This window comes from Microcoleus sp. A6-C6, from assembly GCF_036705955.1.
Taxonomy (GTDB): domain Bacteria; phylum Cyanobacteriota; class Cyanobacteriia; order Cyanobacteriales; family Microcoleaceae; genus Microcoleus.
In genome coordinates this window covers 1-20,743 of record NZ_JAUBVR010000088.1, presented here as the reverse complement: position 1 = coordinate 20,743, position 20,743 = coordinate 1, and the positions used below count along the sequence as shown (strand labels likewise).

General features: G+C 45.2%; 19 protein-coding genes and 1 tRNA gene. 15 read left to right on the top strand and 5 right to left on the bottom strand.

Annotation, left to right across the window (positions count from 1 at the left end; translation table 11 throughout):
• Positions 1 to 76 precede the first annotated feature (76 nt).
• The 3 genes from QUB52_RS25170 to QUB52_RS25160 all read right to left on the bottom strand — a co-directional run bounded on the left by QUB52_RS25170 (position 77) and on the right by QUB52_RS25160 (position 2,705).
• Positions 77 to 1,396: a DUF3086 domain-containing protein gene (locus QUB52_RS25170; RefSeq protein WP_332975111.1), complete on the bottom strand. Its 1,320-nt coding sequence runs from the start codon at positions 1,394 to 1,396 to the stop codon at positions 77 to 79.
• A 58-nt stretch (positions 1,397 to 1,454) separates the two neighbouring features.
• A complete protein-coding gene (locus QUB52_RS25165; RefSeq protein WP_265239716.1) occupies positions 1,455 to 1,847 on the bottom strand; it encodes a DUF3119 family protein in 393 nt (130 codons plus the stop codon).
• Between the two features lie 63 nt (positions 1,848 to 1,910).
• The gene (locus tag QUB52_RS25160) at positions 1,911 to 2,705 is read right to left on the bottom strand and encodes an MlaE family lipid ABC transporter permease subunit (RefSeq protein WP_265239715.1); all 795 of its coding nucleotides are present in this window, start codon (positions 2,703 to 2,705) and stop codon (positions 1,911 to 1,913) included.
• 185 nt (positions 2,706 to 2,890) lie between these two features.
• Between QUB52_RS25160 and QUB52_RS25155 the strand changes: the two genes are divergently transcribed.
• The 15 genes from QUB52_RS25155 (at position 2,891) to QUB52_RS25085 (ending at position 19,515) form a co-directional block, all read left to right on the top strand.
• On the top strand, positions 2,891 to 3,178 hold the full coding sequence (locus tag QUB52_RS25155; RefSeq protein ID WP_332975110.1) for a hypothetical protein: 288 nt from the start codon (positions 2,891 to 2,893) through the stop codon (positions 3,176 to 3,178).
• Positions 3,179 to 3,281: 103 nt separating this feature from the next.
• A complete protein-coding gene (locus QUB52_RS25150) occupies positions 3,282 to 3,623 on the top strand; it encodes a hypothetical protein (protein WP_265239713.1) in 342 nt (113 codons plus the stop codon).
• 1 nt (position 3,624) lies between these two features.
• On the top strand, positions 3,625 to 4,014 hold the full coding sequence (locus QUB52_RS25145; RefSeq protein WP_265239712.1) for a hypothetical protein: 390 nt from the start codon (positions 3,625 to 3,627) through the stop codon (positions 4,012 to 4,014).
• A gap of 53 nt (positions 4,015 to 4,067) precedes the next feature.
• Positions 4,068 to 4,334, top strand: a complete 267-nt coding sequence (locus QUB52_RS25140) for a hypothetical protein (RefSeq protein ID WP_265239711.1) — start codon at positions 4,068 to 4,070, stop codon at positions 4,332 to 4,334.
• 314 nt (positions 4,335 to 4,648) lie between these two features.
• The gene (locus QUB52_RS25135) at positions 4,649 to 5,050 is read left to right on the top strand and encodes a fasciclin domain-containing protein (protein WP_194011615.1); all 402 of its coding nucleotides are present in this window, start codon (positions 4,649 to 4,651) and stop codon (positions 5,048 to 5,050) included.
• Positions 5,051 to 5,535: 485 nt separating this feature from the next.
• Positions 5,536 to 10,365, top strand: a complete 4,830-nt coding sequence (locus tag QUB52_RS25130; RefSeq protein ID WP_332976299.1) for a PAS domain S-box protein — start codon at positions 5,536 to 5,538, stop codon at positions 10,363 to 10,365.
• 308 nt (positions 10,366 to 10,673) lie between these two features.
• Positions 10,674 to 10,901, top strand: a complete 228-nt coding sequence (locus QUB52_RS25125) for a hypothetical protein (RefSeq protein ID WP_265239708.1) — start codon at positions 10,674 to 10,676, stop codon at positions 10,899 to 10,901.
• A gap of 210 nt (positions 10,902 to 11,111) precedes the next feature.
• Positions 11,112 to 12,194 carry an amino acid ABC transporter substrate-binding protein gene (locus QUB52_RS25120; RefSeq protein ID WP_265239707.1) on the top strand — a complete coding sequence of 361 codons (1,083 nt, stop codon included), beginning with the start codon at positions 11,112 to 11,114 and terminating at the stop codon, positions 12,192 to 12,194.
• A gap of 212 nt (positions 12,195 to 12,406) precedes the next feature.
• Positions 12,407 to 13,621: an amino acid ABC transporter permease gene (locus QUB52_RS25115; protein ID WP_265239706.1), complete on the top strand. Its 1,215-nt coding sequence runs from the start codon at positions 12,407 to 12,409 to the stop codon at positions 13,619 to 13,621.
• A gap of 87 nt (positions 13,622 to 13,708) precedes the next feature.
• Positions 13,709 to 14,314, top strand: coding sequence for a hypothetical protein (locus tag QUB52_RS25110; protein WP_332975107.1), 606 nt, complete (start codon positions 13,709 to 13,711; stop codon positions 14,312 to 14,314).
• A 42-nt stretch (positions 14,315 to 14,356) separates the two neighbouring features.
• Positions 14,357 to 14,878 carry a DUF29 family protein gene (locus QUB52_RS25105; RefSeq protein WP_332975106.1) on the top strand — a complete coding sequence of 174 codons (522 nt, stop codon included), beginning with the start codon at positions 14,357 to 14,359 and terminating at the stop codon, positions 14,876 to 14,878.
• Between the two features lie 197 nt (positions 14,879 to 15,075).
• Positions 15,076 to 16,272, top strand: coding sequence for an amino acid ABC transporter permease (locus QUB52_RS25100; protein ID WP_332975105.1), 1,197 nt, complete (start codon positions 15,076 to 15,078; stop codon positions 16,270 to 16,272).
• A gap of 130 nt (positions 16,273 to 16,402) precedes the next feature.
• Positions 16,403 to 17,158 (top strand): amino acid ABC transporter ATP-binding protein, encoded by a 756-nt coding sequence (locus QUB52_RS25095; RefSeq protein ID WP_332969719.1) that lies wholly within the window; start codon positions 16,403 to 16,405, stop codon positions 17,156 to 17,158.
• Between the two features lie 88 nt (positions 17,159 to 17,246).
• A complete protein-coding gene (uvrC, locus tag QUB52_RS25090) occupies positions 17,247 to 19,304 on the top strand; it encodes an excinuclease ABC subunit UvrC (RefSeq protein WP_265239701.1) in 2,058 nt (685 codons plus the stop codon).
• 140 nt (positions 19,305 to 19,444) lie between these two features.
• A tRNA-Gly gene (locus QUB52_RS25085) sits at positions 19,445 to 19,515 on the top strand.
• A gap of 210 nt (positions 19,516 to 19,725) precedes the next feature.
• On the opposite strand, the gene QUB52_RS25080 is transcribed toward QUB52_RS25085, so the two are convergent.
• Entirely contained in the window at positions 19,726 to 20,031 is a 306-nt protein-coding gene (locus QUB52_RS25080; RefSeq protein WP_265239699.1) for a flagellar alpha dynein, read from the bottom strand.
• Between the two features lie 53 nt (positions 20,032 to 20,084).
• Complete coding sequence (locus tag QUB52_RS25075) at positions 20,085 to 20,384, bottom strand: hypothetical protein (RefSeq protein WP_332975104.1); 300 nt, start codon at positions 20,382 to 20,384, stop codon at positions 20,085 to 20,087.
• Positions 20,385 to 20,743: the final 359 nt, after the last annotated feature.

The following is a 20,743-nucleotide window of genomic DNA, read 5'->3' as shown; positions in this document are numbered from 1 at the left end:
ACTACTGACTACTGACTACTGACTACTGACTTCTTCCTTCTTCCTTCTTCCTTCTTCCTTCTTCCTTCTTCCTTCTTTAAAAATCCTTAGCAGCCATCAAACTTTGCGGATCTGGAGCAAAGGCTAGCCACAGCGGAAATTGCAGCATTGACAAACTAATTAAATCCTCAGTTTCATCAATCACAATTAACGGCAATTTTCCATCTCTCACCAGTCGATCGGCTTTTTGAGCCAAAGCCTCCGCAGACTCAAACATAATAATGCCACCTTCCGGGCCGAAATCGGTGCGAGTAATCCCCAAACAGTCCTGCAAACCCCGGCGCCACTCTCCCAAACGTTCGGGACTGTTCGCGAGCACCAATGTCCGCACCCGTCCGCCGTAGACGCTTCTGAGTACAGAAATAATGGTCGAACTAATCAAGATATTTTGCAACCGCGAACCCATAGTCCGCAAAGCGCCCCTTCCTCCTTGGGTGAAAAACCAGTTAGAAACTCGTTCCGCGTGGATGGGTTCAAAGGTGCGGCGGAGTTGCCAAGGCGGGCCGTAATAGTCGGGGAGAGTGCGATATTGGTCTAGGGTGCGGCGAATTTGTTTGGCTTGTTCTTGAAATCCTTGTTCAGCAAATCTGGGATTTACCGGGGAAGAGGATGGAGAATTATCAACAGAGATTTGTTTGGTAGTTTCTTGCACCGGTGGCGTCAAATCTAAGAGTTCGGCGGTAGCTGCTAAATCCTGCAAACTGCCGACTAGATAGTCTTTGAAACCTTGGACTCGGATTGCTAAATCTTGGGAAACTCCGGCAAAAGTTGTCCGCATTTCCTTTTGAATTCGATCGCGCCTTCTTTCGAGTTTTTCGACTTCGATTTGCAGTGTTTGTTTGCGACTATCTAGTTGAATCAAGCCGTCTTGTACCAAACGCCCGATCGATGCTTGAGCCTCGCCCAACGCTTCTTGGGCCTTGGCTTTGTCGGCTTCCAAGGCGGCAATTCTGGCAGTCAAATCTTGTTCTTGCTGCTGCAATGCTTGAACTCGTTGGGCCAAATTGTCGGTGACATTTTCTGGTACGGGCGTTACCGTTTCTGCGGTTGTTGCTGGCTGGGATTCTGTTTCGGGCTCGATTGGCTCGATCGCACTTTCAGATTCTCTATCCTCTGTCTTTGGCTCTATTTGGGCGATCGCGCCCGCTTCGTCCACCACAGGGGTAATGTGGGGATTTTCCTCGTCCCAGGGGTCTCTTTCGGGCAGAACTTGGGATGTGAGATCGTTTTGGGCGATCGACAATTTCCGTATTTGAAATGGCAATTGGTCGTCCATCTGATTCACGGGTAAAGTTGGTTCGCCGTCAGCGGCTGGTTGTGATTCGGGCTTTTGGGTGGGAAATTCGTCTGAATTCATGAGAAATTTGGTTCGGCGTGGGGCACGGAAAGTTAAAAATTAAAAATTAACAACTTGTTTAGTCTTGACGGGGACAGCGTTGTTCTAAGCACGTCTGTAGCATTTTACGATCGAACAGAACCGGCAGAAAGTGAATGCTGTTAATTTCTTTGAAGTAAAACAAAATCGGCACAGCGGGCCAAAATATCCGCCAATTTTGCCATTGTCGGAAAGGAAATTGGCGGATCAACTTGGACGATCGATAAATGTCCAAATCCGTTGGAGTAAACTGTAGCCGGATCGTGGCGGCTTGGTACATCAGAAACAAGCCGAACAGCGCCAGGGGTAAACTCACCCACTTCTGCACAAACAGCAGCGGTACAGCAGTCAGTACCAGAACTAGGGGAATCGCATAACTAGGGGCGAGTTCGATCGTATCTGTGGGCGCAGTCCCAGAGGTAGTTGTCGTCACGGGTTTAAATCAGGGGTAGATAAAGGAATATTGCCAATTATTCATATTTTACTGTTTCCTAGCTTACAAGCCTTTGAGTACGCTAGAGCCCGTGCCCTGGAACATCAGCCAAGTCAGGAAAAAGTTAACAATAAAAATTGCCAGCAAAGCCGTCACCACCGCCGTAGTCGTCGATTGTCCCACGCCTTTTGCACCGCCAGTAGTCGTCAAACCCCAGCTAGTACCGATGACAGCAATCAAACCACCGAACACAAAAGCCTTAATACCCGCGCTACAAATATCCCACAGAGTCAGGAAACTGCGGACTGATTCTAAAAACACGGTTTGAGATACGCCGTACATTGTCGTCGCAATCAGCAGCCCGCCGGCGATGCCCGTAACCAGGGATAATATTGTCAGAATTGGCAGCATTAAGCAGCAAGCCAAGACGCGGGGAATTACTAAATAGTCGATCGGGTCTGTTCTGAGCATCAGCATGGCATCTATCTGCTCTGTGACCTGCATCGTACCGATTTCCGCCGCAAAAGCCGAACCGACTCGTCCCGTTACGATCACGGCTGTTAAAACAGGGCCGAGTTCGCGAGTCAAAGACAAAGCCAAAACGCCGCCGACGACATTACCCGCACCAAGGTTAATAAACTCCCTCGCTACCTGAACCGTAAATACCATGCCGACAAAACCCGCAGTCAGCAAAGCAATCAGCAGCGATTCCGGGCCAACTGCTGCCATTTGATCGAGGGTATTGCGGCGGTTAATTTTGCCCTTCAGCAAGTGCAGCATGACTTGGCCGCCCAATAAAATTGCTGCTAGCAACCGCTGACTCCACAAACTGAGGCTCGATGGTGTAGTTGTGCTCAAGGGATTTTGACTCTAGAACAACTGCAAAAAATGAAATCTATCTACAAATCTTAAACAAGTTTCTTCTCTAAAATTTAAGATTTTTGACAGAACTGGCTACGGAGGGCGATCGCTGCCTATCGTAGAAAAGGACAAGTTTATTTTACTTGCACCTTTCGGCAGTTTAGCTGAATTTACTGAATATTATGAGCATTTTCCCTAATTTTCTTCGCTCTTTACTGCTAACGAGCCTATTGAGCTTTGTCGCTCCCTTATTGTTAATCGGCGCGGGATTGACTAGCTGTTCGTTGATCGGTCTCGTGCCTGCTCTCCAAGGGGTCGGTCGTTCTGGAGAAGACCAGATTTTACAGTTCTTAGCTACTTTCGGCAGCGGCTGTCCCTTCCAAGGTTTTTTGGTGATCGGCTTAGCTTTTGGTTTGGTGGGTGCTTTATTTGATACTTATGCTGCTTATCAGCATTCGCGCTGGGGTTAATTCTGTTTCGATACAGAAAATGCTAGGGACACAACGATGTTGTGTCCTGCAAAATGTATTGTGTTAAACTTAAATCAGCAATGGTTGGTGAGGAAACTTGGCAATGCCGAGTCAGGGAGTTGGAGGAAATGGAACTGCATCGGAATTTGGAGACTTGACCGGGATGACTCGCCAAGAAGTCGATGACTTTTTGCGAGGACTGGGTGCAGAAATCAGACCGACTAAAGGTGGTTATCTTGAATACGAATTTGCCGATCGTTCGCGAGTCAATATTCGTGCTGATGGTAAAGTTATACGAACCCCAGTGCCTAGATACGGTTCAGATGGCAGAAAAATAAACAAAGGTTTACGTCTTGATAAAGACGGCAGCTTGGTCAAAACACGCGATGAGTTTGGCAACCAAATTCTGGGAACACACAATACGGGAGAAAAAGTGAGGGATTAATATGCCGGATGACTACAACTTGCTTAATTTAGGTGAACTGACATCCCTAGTAACCAATGTCAATGTCTCTTTCTGGGGAAATAAAATTGTATTTGAATGTATTTACGATCCTACACGGGATCGATTGCCTTATACTATCGTATTTCATGACTGCCGAGATATCAGTTGGGAGGTTTTCCATCCAGAAGATGTACAAGATCCAGAAGCTGATTTGATTGGCATTCATTTGGGTGAAGAGGCGCACCGAAAAGCAGCTTTAATCCATACGGATATTTTTGAAATTTCAATTTTGTACGGCAGTTTCACTATTCATAAAGGAGAGGATTTAAATCCAGAACTAGGAGGATTAGAAACAGAGGTTTTAATATCTGAACCGCAAGCAGTATTGTAGCAATTTAAATGAGTGATTGAAAGGACGACTATAACTTACTTGGCTTGGGTGGCTTGACCTCTTTAGTCACAAATGTCAAAGTATCTTTGTGGGGAAACGAAGTATTAATCGAATGCGTCTACAATCCTGAAGAAAGATTGCCTTATGTGCTGGCATTCAAAGACTGTCGCGATATCAGGTGGACTGTACATGATGAAGAGGAAGTCGGCGAACTTGAAGCTGAATTTTTTGGGATTTATTTGGGCGAATCTGCTCACCGCAAGCCTGCTGTGCTGACTACAGACATCTTTAGAGATTTCAATTTTGTATGGCAGTTTTAGAATTCACAAGCAAGAAAACCTAAATCCTCAAATGGCAGATTTAGCTAAACAAAGGTTTTGGTGTCATAAGCAACCGCAGTCTTGTAGCAATTTACAAATTTACAAATTCGCAATTATCAGCATTTTCAAAAAAGAGAGTAGCTATTCAGGATTTACGGACTGCGACCAAGAAACCGGGTTTTTCAACGGAGATTGAGGGTTTGAACGAAGTATTCTGGTTAAAAAACCCGGTTTATGTGTCTAGGACTATATTGTTGCCCGCATCAGTTTAGGATACTTAATATAACTTTTTATCCCAGACGAGGTAGAACACCATGCCTGATATTGTTGATATTGCCGTAGGTGCCGGTTCGTTCCAAACCCTGGTAACGGCGGTGCAAGTAGCTAATTTAGTAGATGCGCTCAAAAGTCCGGGCCCTTTCACTGTCTTTGCACCGACTGACGATGCTTTCGCGAAATTGCCGCCGGGAACTATCACTACCCTAGTGCAGAATGTCCCCCAACTGAGCAGGATTTTGATGTTTCACGTTGTCTCTGGCAAGTTTATGAAGGCTGATTTGGCAAAACTCGGTTTTGTGACTTCCTTGGAAGGTTCGCCGATTAAAATTGATTGTTCTGATGGTTTTGAGGTGAAAAATGCTACTGTTGTGGCGGCTGATATCGAAGCTGACAATGGAGTAATTCACGTAATCGATAACGTGATTTTAATGGGATAATTTCGCCTTTAAACTTCGCTGCTGGAGCGAAGCCGGTGCCTTGCGGTGTCGCTTCGCTCCCGATCGCGCCACTGTTTTTTAGCAATTAAAGGTAATTTGACACTCTCAGCGAAGACAGCGACTGAGATTCTTAAGATTTCGCAACCTTAATATCCTGATTACTCAGGTTCCCAAACTCACCGCGTTTGCTCTTTGAGCGCGGTGATGTCTTTTGGGCGTTTAGATGACTAGCACTTCCGTTTCGCGTCCTGGCCCGCGTACTATGTTGATATCTTAATTTAGCAGTCGCATTTTAAATATTAAGAATTAAGAAAGATTCACGGCGGTTAAAACCGCCCGTGCCGCTTACATATAATGGCTAAAGCCGATGAGTTTTCCGCTTGCCGAACTTTTTTTATAAAAAAGTTGTCTTTTCGCCGGATGTATTTTAAGATGATTGTTTAAAAAAATTTGAAAATCGATAATTATAATATAAGCAAACCAGTGTGGTGAGCACTATGCAAATCCTAGCCGCCAGCCTCAAAGCCAAAGTCCGCCAGCGTACCTTGGAACTGCAAGTTCTCAATGAACTTACTGGACAAGTACAAATCGCTCTGAGTGCTGATGAAATTTGGTCTGCGTGTCTGGTACATCTGGCGCGCCTGATTCCTGGGGAGACGATCCTCTTCGTTGGCGCAGCCCCCGTAGGGGCGGGCTTCGCTAATGCACTTTTAACTGTACCAGACAATACAATACACCTGCAACAACAGTCACAGCCCTTAACAACCCGCGCCAGAGCTGAAATTGAAGCACGCTTACAAACAGCCCGCGTGGAATGGCTGGCGGGAAATCGGGATTGGGCGCACAACATGGCTTCGCCACCAATTGCTCAGTTTAAGTCGGTCTTGATGGTACCGGCTAACCCGGATCAAAGTGAAGAATTATTAGCAGTATTTTTTGTCGGTGCAGAGCAGGCATCTGCTTTTAATTTTGAACACCTTTGTTTGCTGCATACTGCTGCTCAAATCTGTGCTAATTCGCTAATCACCTTAGCAGCTCAAGAGACCGATGTCAAGGGGGAAACTGAAAGAATTCCACTATCCGATGCGGATGGTAATGTATTTGCAGTTTTAGGTATTTCTCGCGAGATTGCTCAATTGCAGGTCACAGATGAAGCCAGGAATCAAAGCCAAGCTAAACTGCAAAAAATTACTGCTAGTGTACCGGGCACGGTATATCAAATTGACTTGCATCCAGATGGCTCGATGACCTTCTCGTTTGTGAGCGCCGGTTGCCGAGAATTGTATGAAATAGAACCGGAGGCGGCTCAGCAGGATATTAATGTAATTGTTGACATGATTCATCCCGAAGAACGAGATGATTTTATGAACTCGCTGAGACTTTCTGCTGAAAATTTCCAGCCTTGGCGGTGGGAAGGAAGAATTGTCACTCCGTCGGGAAAACTTAAATGGGTGCAAGGAGCTTCCCAGCCAGAATTTAAAGCATCGGGGGAGATTGTTTACTACGGCTTGTTCACGGATATTAGCGATCGCAAACAAGCGGAATTAAAACTGCAACTTTATCAAGAAATATTTTTAAAGTCTAACGATGCGATCGCCATTTTAGACCCCCAAGGCTATTATTTAGAAACAAATCAAGCTCACACGGCTTTGCTGGGTTACACTTCATCGAAATTGTGGGGAAAAACCCCTGCAACTCACATGGGAGAACAAGCATTTGCGTCGGTGCTGCAAAGCTTGGCCGAAACAGGGAGTTATCGAGGCGAAATAACCTGTGTTAAGGCTTTGCAAGCCGGAATCTTTGAGGTAGAACTTTCGGCTTTTGCGGTTCTCAATGATGCTGGGGATGTGGTTTGTTACGTCAGCGTCAAAAGAGATATCACCGAACGCAAGCGAGCTGAGGAAAAACTTAAACTTTATCGACAAATATTTTTAAACTCCAACGATGCGATCGTCATTATCGATGCTGACGGGTTTTTTCTCGAACAAAATCGCGCTCACCAATCGCTGCTAGAATACACAGACGCGGAATTAGAAGCAGAAGCGCCGCCGCTGGTGGCGGGCGAGCGCTTTTCGGCAATTGTCAAAAGTTTAGCGAAAACTGGAACTTTTCGGGGCGAAATTACCAACTCTACTAAAAAAGGTCGCACGCTGGCGATCGACGTTGCGGCATACTCTGTGATTAATAACAGCGGCGATGTAATTTGTCACGTCTGCGTCAAGCGCGACATTACCGAACGCAAAAAAGGAGAAGAAGAACGGCAAAAATTTGTGTCGTTGATTGAAAACAGCAGCGATTTTATCGGTATGGCTACCCTAAAAGGCCAAACGCTGTTTGTCAACGAAGCCGGACGAAAACTGGTGGGTGTAGAGAATCTTTCGGAAGTGCTTTATACAGAGATATGGGATTATATCGGCCCAACTTTTCAACAGAAATTCAGTCAAGAGATTTGGCCAAGAATCATCAGTCAGGGCCAGTGGCAAGGAGAAGGTCAAATGCAGCACTTGCCCAGCGGAAGACGCATTGATGTTGTGATGAATGCTTTTCTGGTCAAGCACCCTCAAAGCAGCGAACCGCTGTGCTTTGCTGCGGTAATTCGCGATGTCACCGAACGCAAGCAAGCTGAGAGAATGCTGCGGGAACAAGCTGAACAGGAACGGCTGGTTTCGGCGATCGCCCAGCGAGTCCGGCAGTCTCTCAACCTCACTCAAACTCTAAACACTGCGGTAGAAGAAGTGAGGCAGTTGCTGGCAACTGACCGCGCGGTAATTTATCGTTTTGATTCCGAGGAAACAGCGAGTGTTGTTGTGGAATCTGTAGGGGATGATTGGAGGCCGTTGCTGGGCATAAAAGTTCCAGAAATATCTTTTGGCGAAAGTTATCTATCGCTATACCGCGCCGGAAAAATTCAAGCAAGGGCAGATATTTATACGGCCAGTTTGAGCGACATCCACCGAGATTTTCTGGTTAGTTTGCAGGTAAGAGCTAATTTAGTTGTACCAATTTTTATCGGCGATGAAACTCAGGATTTGGCAATAGAAGATTCGCCGGAAACTCCTCTGATTGGGTCGCAAATCGAGAGTTTGGAAACGAGTCAAAATCGCTTGTGGGGATTGCTGGTTGCTCACCAGTGCAGCGGCCCGCGCACTTGGACTGATTCTGAGGTGGATTTGTTGGGAAGGTTGAGCGTACAGTTGGCGATCGCCATTCAGCAATCTACTTTGTTTGAACAAGCGCAGCAAGCCCGAGAAGCCGCCCTGGAAGCGTCTCGCATGAAGTCGCTATTTTTAGCAAATATGAGTCACGAAATCCGCACTCCGATGAATGGAGTGATGGGCATGACTGATTTGCTGCTGAAAACCAATCTTACTCCCGAACAGCTAGACTTTGTGCAGACGCTGAAACTCAGCAGCCAAAATTTGCTTTCGATCATTAATGATATTCTCGATCTGTCCAAACTGGAAGCAGGAGAAATGCGCTTGGAAATGATCGAATTTGACCTCAGTATCTGTCTGGATGAAGTGCTGGATTTGTTGGCAACTCCCGCACAAACCAAAGGTATAGAATTGGTGGCGCTGATTGACAGAGACGTGCCACTGCAAATTAGAGGTGATGCAGCACGGTTGCGGCAAATCCTCACTAATCTGGTCAACAATGCGATTAAGTTTACAGAAGCAGGAGAGGTGGTGATTGAGGTTTCGACTGACAGGACTCCGAGGTTGTTCGGAACCAGCGATGAGCAGAAAAATTTAGAGAAAATTCAACCGTTAAAACTGGGAACCAGTCGATCGCTATTTTTGATGTTTCAAGTCAGAGATACAGGAATCGGGATTGCTACAGAAGACCAAAAAAAGCTGTTTCAATCTTTTAGTCAAGTTGATGCTTCTACTACGAGAAAGTATGGTGGTACTGGTTTGGGATTGGCTATTTCTAAGCAGTTGGTGGAATTGCTAGGTGGTAAAATTGGTGTAGAAAGTACCCCTGGTAAAGGTTCGACTTTTTGGTTCACCGTGCCGGTTGTTAAGGAAAATTTAACTGCGGTTGAGACAGCGTGCGAAGTAAATTTAGAAACGGTGCTGGCTGGCAGAAAACTGTTAGTTGCTAGCGATAAGCCGACAGTCCGAAAAGTGCTGCTGAGAATGGCTGTTTTGTGGGGAATGGAAGTTGAGGAGGTTGAGAATGGTTGGATGGCGATCGCATCTTTGTACAAAGCTGTCAGCATAAAATCCCCTTTCGATATCGTTTTGGTTGATATTCAGTTGCCGGAAATGGTGGCGGGAAGTCTGGAACGTTTGATGATTGCTGAGCCGGCAATGCAGCAGACAAAGTGGGTGGTGCTGACTTCAATTACTCAGATCTCGGAGGCGAAACGCTTTGTAGATATCGGTTTTAGCAGCTATTTAACTAAACCTGTGAAAGCTCATCGGCTATTTGAGTGCTTGGTAAATGCGATCGCCCCTAGTGCTGAAATCGATCTGTCGCTGGCAAATTCAACCAAAAATCAAGCCTCAGTTATTGACAACCGGGAGTTAGCCAGCTTAAAGATTTTGTTAGTTGAAGATACTCCGATCAATCAAAAAGTTGGTCTAAATCAACTCAAGGTTTTGGGATGCACGGCGGATGTGGCAAATAACGGCGCTGAGGCGCTATCGATGGTTGCCCTCAAAAAGTATGACATTGTGTTGATGGACTGTCAGATGCCGATTTTGGATGGTTACGAGGCAACGCAGGAATTGCGCCGGATGGAAGCGACAAATGCTGCTGGTTCGAGGGAGCCCGATCGCCAGACGGTGGTGATTGCAATGACGGCGAATGCTTTGAAGGGCGATCGGGAAAAGTGTCTAGCGGCGGGTATGGACGATTATATTAGCAAACCTATTGCGATCGAAAAGTTAAAATCTGTACTTAAAAATTGGTCGGCACATTTAAAAATTGAAAGTCCCAAGTTTCAGGGCGAGGAACTCCAAAACTCTGCTTCGGATCTAGACTCTGTAGTGGATATGGCACGTTTGCGTGAAATTGCGGGCGCTGATTTAGATTTTGAGCGGGAAATTCTGCAAGCTTTTGTGGTGGATACTGGCGGTTATTTAGAAGCTGCTAAAAGTGCGATCGCCTTGGGAGATGTGGAGACACTGGCCCGTCGCGCGCATCAAATTAAAGGTGTCAGCGCTACGGCGGCGGTGCGGTTAATGCCCCAGATGGCAGATCAACTTCAAATCCTGGCGGAATCCAACGATTGGGAGGGGGCTATGAAAATCATCGCTGAATTGGAAGTAATTCTGGCGGGGGTTCAAGAGTTGGTGGCTGCTGATTAATTGATTTTTGGGTTTTCTGGCTCTTGGGCCCGATCCCAAATAGCTCCGATTAGCCCGCGCGATCGAGAGAATGTAAAGATTGTTAACTTTTTATCAAAATGTGTCTCTGAATATGAAGAAATTAGAAACTATTATAACATCTTGTGTGTTGTAGGTTTTGACACTAATATATTCAGTTATTGTGGTCAAATATAAAATAATCATTAAGCCGATAACTTAGGTGCTTTTCGTCGATCGGCTTGAAACACTAAGACCAACCGATCGCCCAGCCAGCCCATTCAGTGCGTATTTACGCTCAACGAGGTTTTATGACTCCAGTCATGTTACGCCAACTCTGGTCATTAATTGAGACCACCCAAGCCACTCTGTTAGTGAATTTGGACGATGCAACCCTAGTACAGTGGCTGCTGAAGCAGTTAAAGACTAACTCTGCGCTCAATGGCAAAGAAACAGATTTGTTGAACGAATACATCGAGTCTCGGCTGTCGCTAATCCGCGATTTAGCTGAGCAGCGCCTAGCACCAGAGCGGTTCTGAGCGCATTAAATTAAAATTGGATAAAAATTGTAGGAAAGGTCGATCGCCCGTGATAGGTAAAAAATACAGGCGAGTAGTCGGTATATGTCAGGGTGTAGCACCGGGTTCAGAATGGTTAATTTGAAGCCGCCTGATGTTGTGCGATGCCGATCGCCAAAGTTATCGACAGCTACAAGGTAGGATCGTCGAGAAAGCGTTCTACTAAAATTTATGCCTAAATGGGGATTTCTGTTGGCAAGTATGTTGTTTGTCGCACCATTAGCATCTTGTCGAGATCGATCGGCACAAGTCGGACAAACACCAGCGACAAATGCTGCTGAAGGTAAATCGCAACAAGGGCCGAGCCGGATAGATACAATTGTCAGCCGCGGCAAACTGATTTGCGGCGTTAGTGGCGAATTGCCAGGTTTTAGCTTTGTAGACGAAAAAGGCAAATATTCGGGACTCGATGTTGATGTTTGCAGGGCTATAGCGGCGGCAATATTTGACGATCCCGAAAAAGTCGAATACCGAAAGCTCAACGCCAAAGATAGATTTACAGTTTTGCAGGCCGGAGAAATCGATATTCTCAGCCGCAATACCACCTACACGGCGAGTCGCGACAGTACGACGGGACTGGAATTTGCCCCGGTGATCTTTTATGACTCTCAAAGCATCATGGTCAAAAAAAATAGTGGCATCAAAAGTTTAAAAGATTTTGCGGGTAAATCTATCTGCGTACAAACAGGTACGAGCACTGAACAAAATTTGTCCGACCAAATGCGAAAATTAGGAGTTAAATACACTCCTGTGGTGTTTGAAGATGTGAATAGTACCTTTGCTACGTATCAAGAAGGTCGCTGTCAAGGAGTTACGGCCGATCGATCGCAACTCGTCTCGAAGCGCACAACTCTACCGAATGCCGATAATAACGTTGTTTTGCCGATCGTGATGTCAAAAGAACCGTTGGCCCCAGCCGTGAAAAGCGGCGATCCTAAATGGTCGGATGCGGTAAGATGGATCATTTTTGCGACGATTGAAGCTGAAGATTTGGGAATTAATTCTGCAAATGTAGACCAAACTGTCGCCAGCACTACAGACCCGAACGTCAAACGTTTGCTAGGAAAAGAAGGAGATTTAGGTAAAGGTTTGGGACTCCCGAACGATTTCGCCCTCCGGGTTGTGAAGAAAGTGGGGAATTACGGGGAAATGTACGATCGTAACCTCGGCCCGAAAAGTACACTTAAGTTAGACCGGGGTCAAAACAGACTTTGGAAAGATGGCGGTTTGCTTTACTCGCCGCCCTTCCGTTAATTTCATCAGTAGGGTGCGCATTGCGCACCGGTTGAGTCTGTAGGGTGCGCATTGCGCACCGATTAAGTTTGTAGCTAATAACTACAAGATATTTTAGGCAGCAATGTGCTCAGCGCGTACCCCACAGATAAGGTGCGCAGTGCACACCCTACAAGATTTTTGCGAGTTTTATGCGATCGACCAATTTTCTCGATCTACTACATTAAACAGTTATGAATACAGAACCTAAACCGGGCAAATCCGAGAACTCATCCAAATTCAAAGATATATCAACACTACTGCGAGACGATCGCTTCTGGAAAATAGCCGGACAGGCGATCGCCCTAATTTTAGTAATAACAGTCATCGCCATTCTCTGGGACAACCTCAGCGCCAATTACGCGCAACTGGGGATTGCATTTGGATTTGACTTTCTCAATTCCCAAGCATCCTTTGACATCGGCGAAAGCGTGATTCCCTACAGTCCCGAAAACAGTTATAGACAAGCTTATTTAGTCGGTTTGATCAACACGCTGCGGGTAATGGGTATCGGCCTGATTTTCGCAACGATTGCGGGTTTGACTGTAGGAATTGCGCGTCTTTCCGACAATTGGCTACTGCGAAATTTAGCAGCTTTGTACGTAGAAGTTCTGCGAAATACGCCGTTATTGCTGCAATTATTTTTCTGGTATTTTGCAGTGTTCATTTCCCTGCCAAAATTGGAAGACAACCCGCAGATGAGAGGGCCGATTTACTTGACAAATCGTGGCATTGCTGTACCTTGGCCTGCGCCTTTGCCGGGTTTTGAGATTTGGTTGATTTTGCTAACTGTCGGGGTTTTGGCGGCGGCTGGGCTGTGGATGTGGCGGGCGCGGGTGATGCTGGAAGAAGCTAAGCCGGGAAGGCAGTTGTTTTGGGCTGCTGGTGCGATCGTCCTAAGTGCAATCTTAGCTGGGATTATCACCCAAAATCCACCTTTTCGCCTCGATTTTCCGCGCCTGACATCAGCATTGCAACTCGAAGGAGGATTAAAATTAACTCCCGAATTTGCAGCTTTGGTGACAGGACTCAGCTTGTATACTGGCAGTTACATTGCAGAAATTGTCCGCGCCGGAATTCAGTCAGTCTCGCGAGGCCAGTGGGAAGCGGCCAAGTCTTTGGGACTGAATTCTGGAACAATCATGCGGATGGTAATTTTGCCGCAAGCTTTGCGGGTGATTGTGCCGCCTTTAACCAGTCAGTATCTGAATTTAGCTAAGAATTCGAGTTTAGCTGTGGCGGTGGCTTATCCCGACGTTTACTTTGTGGTGGGCTCTCCGACGTTGAATCAGACCGGTCGTGCGATCGAAACAATGCTAATTATCATGGTAACATACCTAACAATTAGTTTGATAATTGCTCTATTCATGAATTGGTACAATCAAACGGTACAAATCAAGGAAAGGTAAACAACAGTGGACAGTGGACAGTTGACAGTTGACAGTTGACAGCGAAGTCAAAAGTTAAGTTTATTATAATCTGGAACTAAGATTGAAATGAGTTACAGAGATTTTGACTTAAAAACAGTAACAAAAAATTTCTCTTTGACGATTAGCGATCGAATCAATCTGTTCTCTAATGTGCCAGAATTAGAACCAAGTCCCTTACTTGTAGAAATTCTCAAAGAGAACGTACCCATTGCTTTAAGTAGCAATACTGACAAGTCTCGATCATCCATGATTACCGCACCGATTTTAATCGAACTTAGAAAACTGTTGAACCATCAAATTGGTCTTTTTTGTGGAATAGATTTTACAGTTGATGCCGAAAAAGGATTAAATGGAAATTGCGATTTTTTGATTAGTCATTCTTCACACTTATTAATGCTTACCGCACCAGTAGTTGCAATCGTCGAAGCACAAAACGAAGATATCAATGCAAGTTTGGGGCCATGTGTAGCCGAAATGTTGGCAGCTAGAATATTTAATGAACGTGAAGGCAACCCAAATGCAACAATAACTTATGGGGCTGTTACTAGCGGCCAAACCTGGAGATTTTTAAGATTTAAAGAACAAGTAATTGAAATTGACTTAACAGAATATTACCTGAGAGATGTCAATAAAATATTAGGAATTTTAGCAAGTGCAATTAAAAGTGAATGACTCACACTTTGATTTACCACTATCAAACTTGAGAAAAATAAAATGACACAAGAATTAATCGCCCTTAGAAATAGCATATTGCAAGGAAGATATACGGATGCTTTAGCAATAGTCGATGAGTTAGATGGAATGAGCAAACAGGCAATTTTGCGACAGATTCAATCTTTTTTAAATGTTTTACTGATTCACTTGATTAAAAATCAAGCTGAACAGCGATTAACTGGTTCTTGGGTAAATTCGATTCGGAATTCAATTAGAGAAATTAAAAAGGCAAATATTAAAGACAATAAAACATCTTATTACATCAATTCTGATGAATGGGAGAGTTTCATAGAAGAGGAGGTGATTGAAGATGCCATCGCAGAGGCTGCGGAGGAAGTATTCAACGGTGCTTATAGTCAATTTCAACTTGCAGAGATGGTGGATAAAAACCTGATTATCGAGACTGCTGTGAGATTATTGAACTTAACTTATATCCATTCCGCAAAAGATTTACCCGCGGTGTTAGCCTCACATTTAAGTCAGTTACCTGGTGGGGAAAATTGGATAAATCGGCGACAATAAGTAGTCGTAGGGTGTGTCGCCGTTGAAAGTCCCTAAATTTGACAGACAATCTCACCGCGACGAACCTGATAAACGGTGTTCAGAAACAAGTCTAATAGTTTTTTTAGTAGCAAGAATTGAGAAAATTTGTATAAGCCACAATCTTCGCTCGTTATCAGTATCCAATCTAAAATCTAACATCTAAAATTGCGAAAACTATGGAAACAACTCCCGTACTGCCGCCCCCAGCCACTGAATCGCCCACACCTTGGAATTGGGCGCGCAAAAACCTATTTAGTACCTGGTACAACAGCATTCTGACAATAGTTTGCCTGATTGTCGCCTTCCAAACTATCAAAGGAATTATCCTTTGGGCTACAACAAAAGCTCAGTGGCGGGTATTAGAAGCCAACTTGCCGCTATTTTTCGCGGGCAGATTTCCCAGCGAATCCTACTGGCGGCTGTGGATAGTGGCGGGAATAATTGCTTTGTTGGGAGGCTTGACTTGGGGAAATATTCAGCGGGAAGAACGTCTTTGGAATCCGCCTACACTGATTTTACTCGGTGCTGCGGTTGTTGGTGCGGTCATTTCGCCGATCGACCAAACCTCTCGCTTCTACCTCTTAGGAATTGTTATCGCAACCGCCGCCAGCTATGTCGCCGCCAGACAAATCAACTCTAAAATCCTGGGTTGGATGCCTGCAATCTGGGCTCTTTCCTTCCCAGTAATTCTGTGGCTAATTAAAGGCGGGCTGGGCTTGACAGAAGTGTCAACAAATGATTGGGGCGGTTTAGTGTTGACGCTGTTTTTAGCAATTATTAGCATTGTGCTTTCGTTTCCCCTGGGAGTATTGCTAGCCCTCGGCAGACAAAGTTCTTTGCCAGTCGTTAAATTGTTGTCAACATTATACATTGAAATTGTTCGCGGTTTGCCTTTGATTGGCATCTTGTTTTTAGGTCAAGTGATGCTGCAATTATTCTTGCCGCCGGAATATCCCAAATTAGATAGAGTGATTCGGGCGATCGCCGGATTAACATTATTCAGTGCGGCATACTTGGCTGAAAACGTGCGCGGAGGCTTGCAGGCCGTACCGAGGGGGCAAATAGAAGCAGCAAGGGCGATCGGGCTAAATACACCCCTACTCACAATTTTGATTGTACTACCTCAAGCGTTGCGAATTGTCATTCCGGCGATCGGCGGTCAATTCATCGGATTATTCATGGATACATCCCTACTTGCCCTATTCGGAATGTTAGAATTAATCGGCATATCCCGCGCAGTTTTAGCAAATCCATCCTATATAGGCAGGTACGCCGAAGTTTACATATTTGTCGGCATCATTTATTGGGTATTTTGCTACTCAATGTCACAAGCTGGCCGCAAAATAGAACGAAGTTTAGAAAAAAGTCATTAGTTATTAGTCCGTAGTCATTAATCTGTAGTCATTAGTCCTTAGTCATTAGTTTGTAGTTATTAGACAATTTCTAAACACAAATATCTATCAGCGTTCATCAACTTTCATCAGCGGTTAAAAAATAAAAAAAATGATAGAAACTCAACCCACAAGCCCAGAAACAGTAATCGTCGCAGAAAACGTCCACAAATGGTACGGACAATTTCACGTACTGCGTGGTGTCAGCATGAACGTCAACCGAGGTGAAGTCGTCGTCGTGATGGGCCCGTCAGGTTCCGGGAAATCGACGTTTATTCGCACTTTCAACGCTTTAGAGGCTTATCAACAGGGTAAAATCACGATCGACGGAATCGAACTTTCCCACGACTTGCGCAACATCGATAAAATTCGCCAAGAAGTAGGAATGGTGTTTCAGCAATTCAACCTATTTCCCCACCTATCAGTCCTACAAAACGTCATGCTAGCCCCGGTGTGGGTGCGCCGCTGGCCCAAGAAAAAAGCAGAAGAAGTAGCAATGCAACTGTTAGAAAGAGTTGGAATTTTGGAACAAGCACAAAAATATCCCGGACAGCTATCTGGCGGACAGCAGCAACGGGTAGCAATTGCACGTTCTTTAGCCATGCAGCCTAAAATCATGTTATTTGATGAACCGACATCAGCATTAGACCCAGAAATGGTGCGGGAAGTTTTAGATGTCATGCGAAATTTGGCTCAAACTGGAATTACAATGGTAGTGGTGACTCACGAAGTCGGGTTTGCGCGCGAAGTTGCCGATCGCATTGTATTGATGGATGGCGGTGTTTTGGTTGAAGAAGCCGGGCCGGAAGAGTTTTTTCAGAACCCGAAGGAAGAACGCACGCGCAAGTTTTTATCTCAGATATTGTAGGAATTGGGCGAAGCGAAGCGGAGGGATTGGGCATTGGGCATTGGGCATTGGGCATTGGGAATAACAAATAACAAATAACAAATAACTAATGATCCAAAGAATGCTTCCGCTAATTAAAGATGCAGAACGCCTAGAAAGCCGCCTCAAAGAAATTCCGGCGGTTCCTGGTGTATACTTAATGCGCGATGAGGGCGATCGCATTCTGTACATCGGCAAATCCAAAAAACTCCGAAACCGCGTCCGTTCCTACTTCCGCGAAAGCCAAAATCTCAGTCCCCGCATCGCGATGATGGTGCAGCAAGTACGCGAAATTGAATTCATCGCCACCGACACAGAAGCGGAAGCTTTGGCGTTAGAAGCAAACCTCGTAAAACAGCATCAACCTCACTTTAATGTCCTCCTCAAAGATGATAAAAAATATCCTTATTTGTGCATAACTTGGTCAGAAAAGTACCCGCGCATTTTCATCACCCGCAAACGCCGCGCCGGTAGTGCAAAAGACCGCTACTATGGGCCCTACGTCGATACAGGGGCGCTGCGGAGTACGCTACATTTAATTAAGCGGATTTTTCCCTTGCGACAGCGCCCTCAACCGCTGTTTAAAGACCGTCCCTGTCTGAACTACGATATCGGCCGTTGCGTCGGCGTTTGTCAGGGGTTAATATCTGCGGAAGATTACCAAAAAATTATCCAAAAAGTTGCGATGATTTTCCAGGGAAGGACTCAGGAATTACTGGATATTCTGGAGCCACAAATGGAACAAGCAGCCGAAGATTTAAACTTTGAAACTGCGGCGCGAATTCGTGACCAAATTAAGGGTTTGCAGTCTTTGAGTGCTGGTCAAAAAGTGTCTTTACCTAATGATACTGTTTCCAGGGATGCGATCGCCCTGGCGGCCGACACCCAGCACGCCTGCATTCAATTATTCCAGATTCGTGCCGGTCAATTAGTCGGCAGATTAGGATTCATGGCTGATGTTCCCGCGTCCCCAACGCCTTTGCTGCCAGAAAATGTGAGTGAAAATAGTTCGCCTTCTTCCCAGGAATCACGAATAGGGAAATGGGAATTTCAATGCGGCGTGGAACCGGGAGCAATTTTGCAGCGGGTGTTGGAGGAACATTATCAAAATGTCGAATCTGTAGAAATTCCCAGCGAAATTTCTGTGCAGTACGATTTGCCAGAAGCGGAAATATTAGCAGATTGGCTGAGCAATCGCAAGGGACGAAAAGTGACAATTTTAACACCGCAGCGGCAAACTAAGGCGGAGTTAATTGAGATGGTGGAACGCAATGCTGAGTATGAATTGGCGAGAATGCAACGATTGAGCGATCGCAATTCTCAAGCCATGCAAGATTTAGCAGAAATTCTAGATTTGCCAGAAGTTCCCCACCGTATTGAAGGTTACGATATTTCTCACATCCAAGGTTCGGATGCGGTAGCTTCCCGCGTCGTATTTATCGATGGTTTGCCCGCAAATCAACACTATCGCCACTACAAAATTAAGAATCCTGAAATTAAATCGGGTCATTCGGACGATTTTGCGAGTTTAGCAGAAGTTATCGGTAGGAGATTCCGAGATAAAAAAGAAGAAGGAAGTTCGGCAGCGGATTATGTAGCGGATTTAACGGATGGGAAGAAGGAAGATGAATCGAGTAATGTAGGAGAACCGGAAGAAATCAGCAGTTTCTCTTCAGTTTCTCATACTATTTCTGACAAACCTGACTTGATTATGATCGATGGTGGCAAAGGTCAATTGTCAGCAGTTGTGGAAGTTTTGCGGGAGATGAATTTGCTAGATGAGTTGCGGGTTGTCAGTTTGGCAAAGCAGCGAGAGGAGATATTTTTGCCGGGGGAATCTTTGCCAGTGCCAACTAATTCTGAGCAGCCTGGTGTACAGTTATTGCGTCGGGTGCGGGATGAGGCGCACAGATTTGCTGTGAGTTTTCACCGGGATCAAAGAAGTCAGAGAATGAAGCGATCGCGCTTGGATGAGATTCCGGGATTGGGACACCACCGCCAAAAACTGTTGTTAGCACATTTTCGGTCGATCGACTATCTGCGTTTAGCGACTCCCGAACAGTTGGCTGAAGTTTCTGGGATTGGCCCGCGTCTGGCGCAGCAAATCTACGATTATTTCCATCCGTAAAGCTTTCGCAGCATGGAAGAGGCGGATTTTTGGGGCGGGCTACAAGTCCCTATTCAACCACTTTCAGAGAACCATTAAAAAATTTTGCACAGACCTATTGCTATTCTCCGAAGCTTGTGGTATGTTTAGGTTCTGTGTGTGCGGGCATAGTTTAGTGGTAAAACTTTAGCCTTCCAAGCTAACTATGCGGGTTCGATTCCCGCTGCCCGCTCTTTAATTAAATTACCTCAAACCTAGGATAAATCAACGGTTTGAGGCTTTTTATTGGTAAGAATACGGGTGGATCGTGCATGGGACTGACTAGAAATTGACTACAAACTGAGTATCAAATGACCAAATTGGAGACAAATTGACTAGAAATTGACTAGAAATATTCAGTCTCTAGTCAACCCTTCCCCCAAAACACGGAACCGCTACTAAATCAAGACTGGGAGAGCAACTCTAGAACAGCGTCCATATCTGCCAAGTCCGCCTTCGATTTTTTGCGCCGCGCTTTCAACTGGTTGAGCAAGTCGGCCGCTTCTACTTTTGACAAATCGGTTCCGACCGTCGCCAGGTTTTCTGATTGAGTTGGCTCACGACTGGCAAGCTCGGACTCTAGTCTGTCGATTTGCTCGTCCAGTTCTGCGATCGTTTCATCCTTCGTTGCCAGTCGAGAATTTAGCTCAGAGATTTCTTGATTTTTTCTGACGACTAGGCGATCGGAACCATCTAAACTCTGGCGCAAGCTTTCGAGTTCCTCTGCGATGTCCGGCCTGAGTGATTCTGTGGGTGATTCACTCAGGCCCTCAATTTTCCCAGCCGTTCCTCAATCTCTTCAAACCGCTCAGATAACTGATTTTCGAGTTCAGCCAAGCGTTGAGCTACTTTGTTGCCTGGTATGGTATCTCGTGTGGTACTAAGTATGGTATCTGGCGTGGTACTAGGTATCCCGAAAAATTGTGCCAGTGCTTTATTAACTGCCGCCGAATACATCGGCCCCTTCTTAGATTCCATACTGTTAGCGATGCAGAATTCATTCAGCGCATCCTCTACAGCCTTATCGAGATATACGGCGATGTGTTTCTTGTCTGTTGCCATAGTATGTTACCTTCTAGAATCGGTACAATACCAAGATAACATATTAATCGTCTGGTAACACACCTATAAGATAATCAACATACTCAGTAACACACTATTAGTTATTCGTATGTTACCAAGTATGTTACCAAGTATGTTACTATAGCTTAGTGACAGGCTAGTAACATACTCAAGAAAGTTACCTAAATTCATAGGTAATACCATTTTTCTAAAGTTATGCTAGACTTATCTAAAAAGTAAAGGAGAACATTAAAATGTCTGGTCGTCCTCATATAACGATTGCCGAATCTGTAGAGGTATTGCTAGAGATTCGGAAACAACAACAAAAAATCTTAGCATATAATAAAGTTCAAATGCTT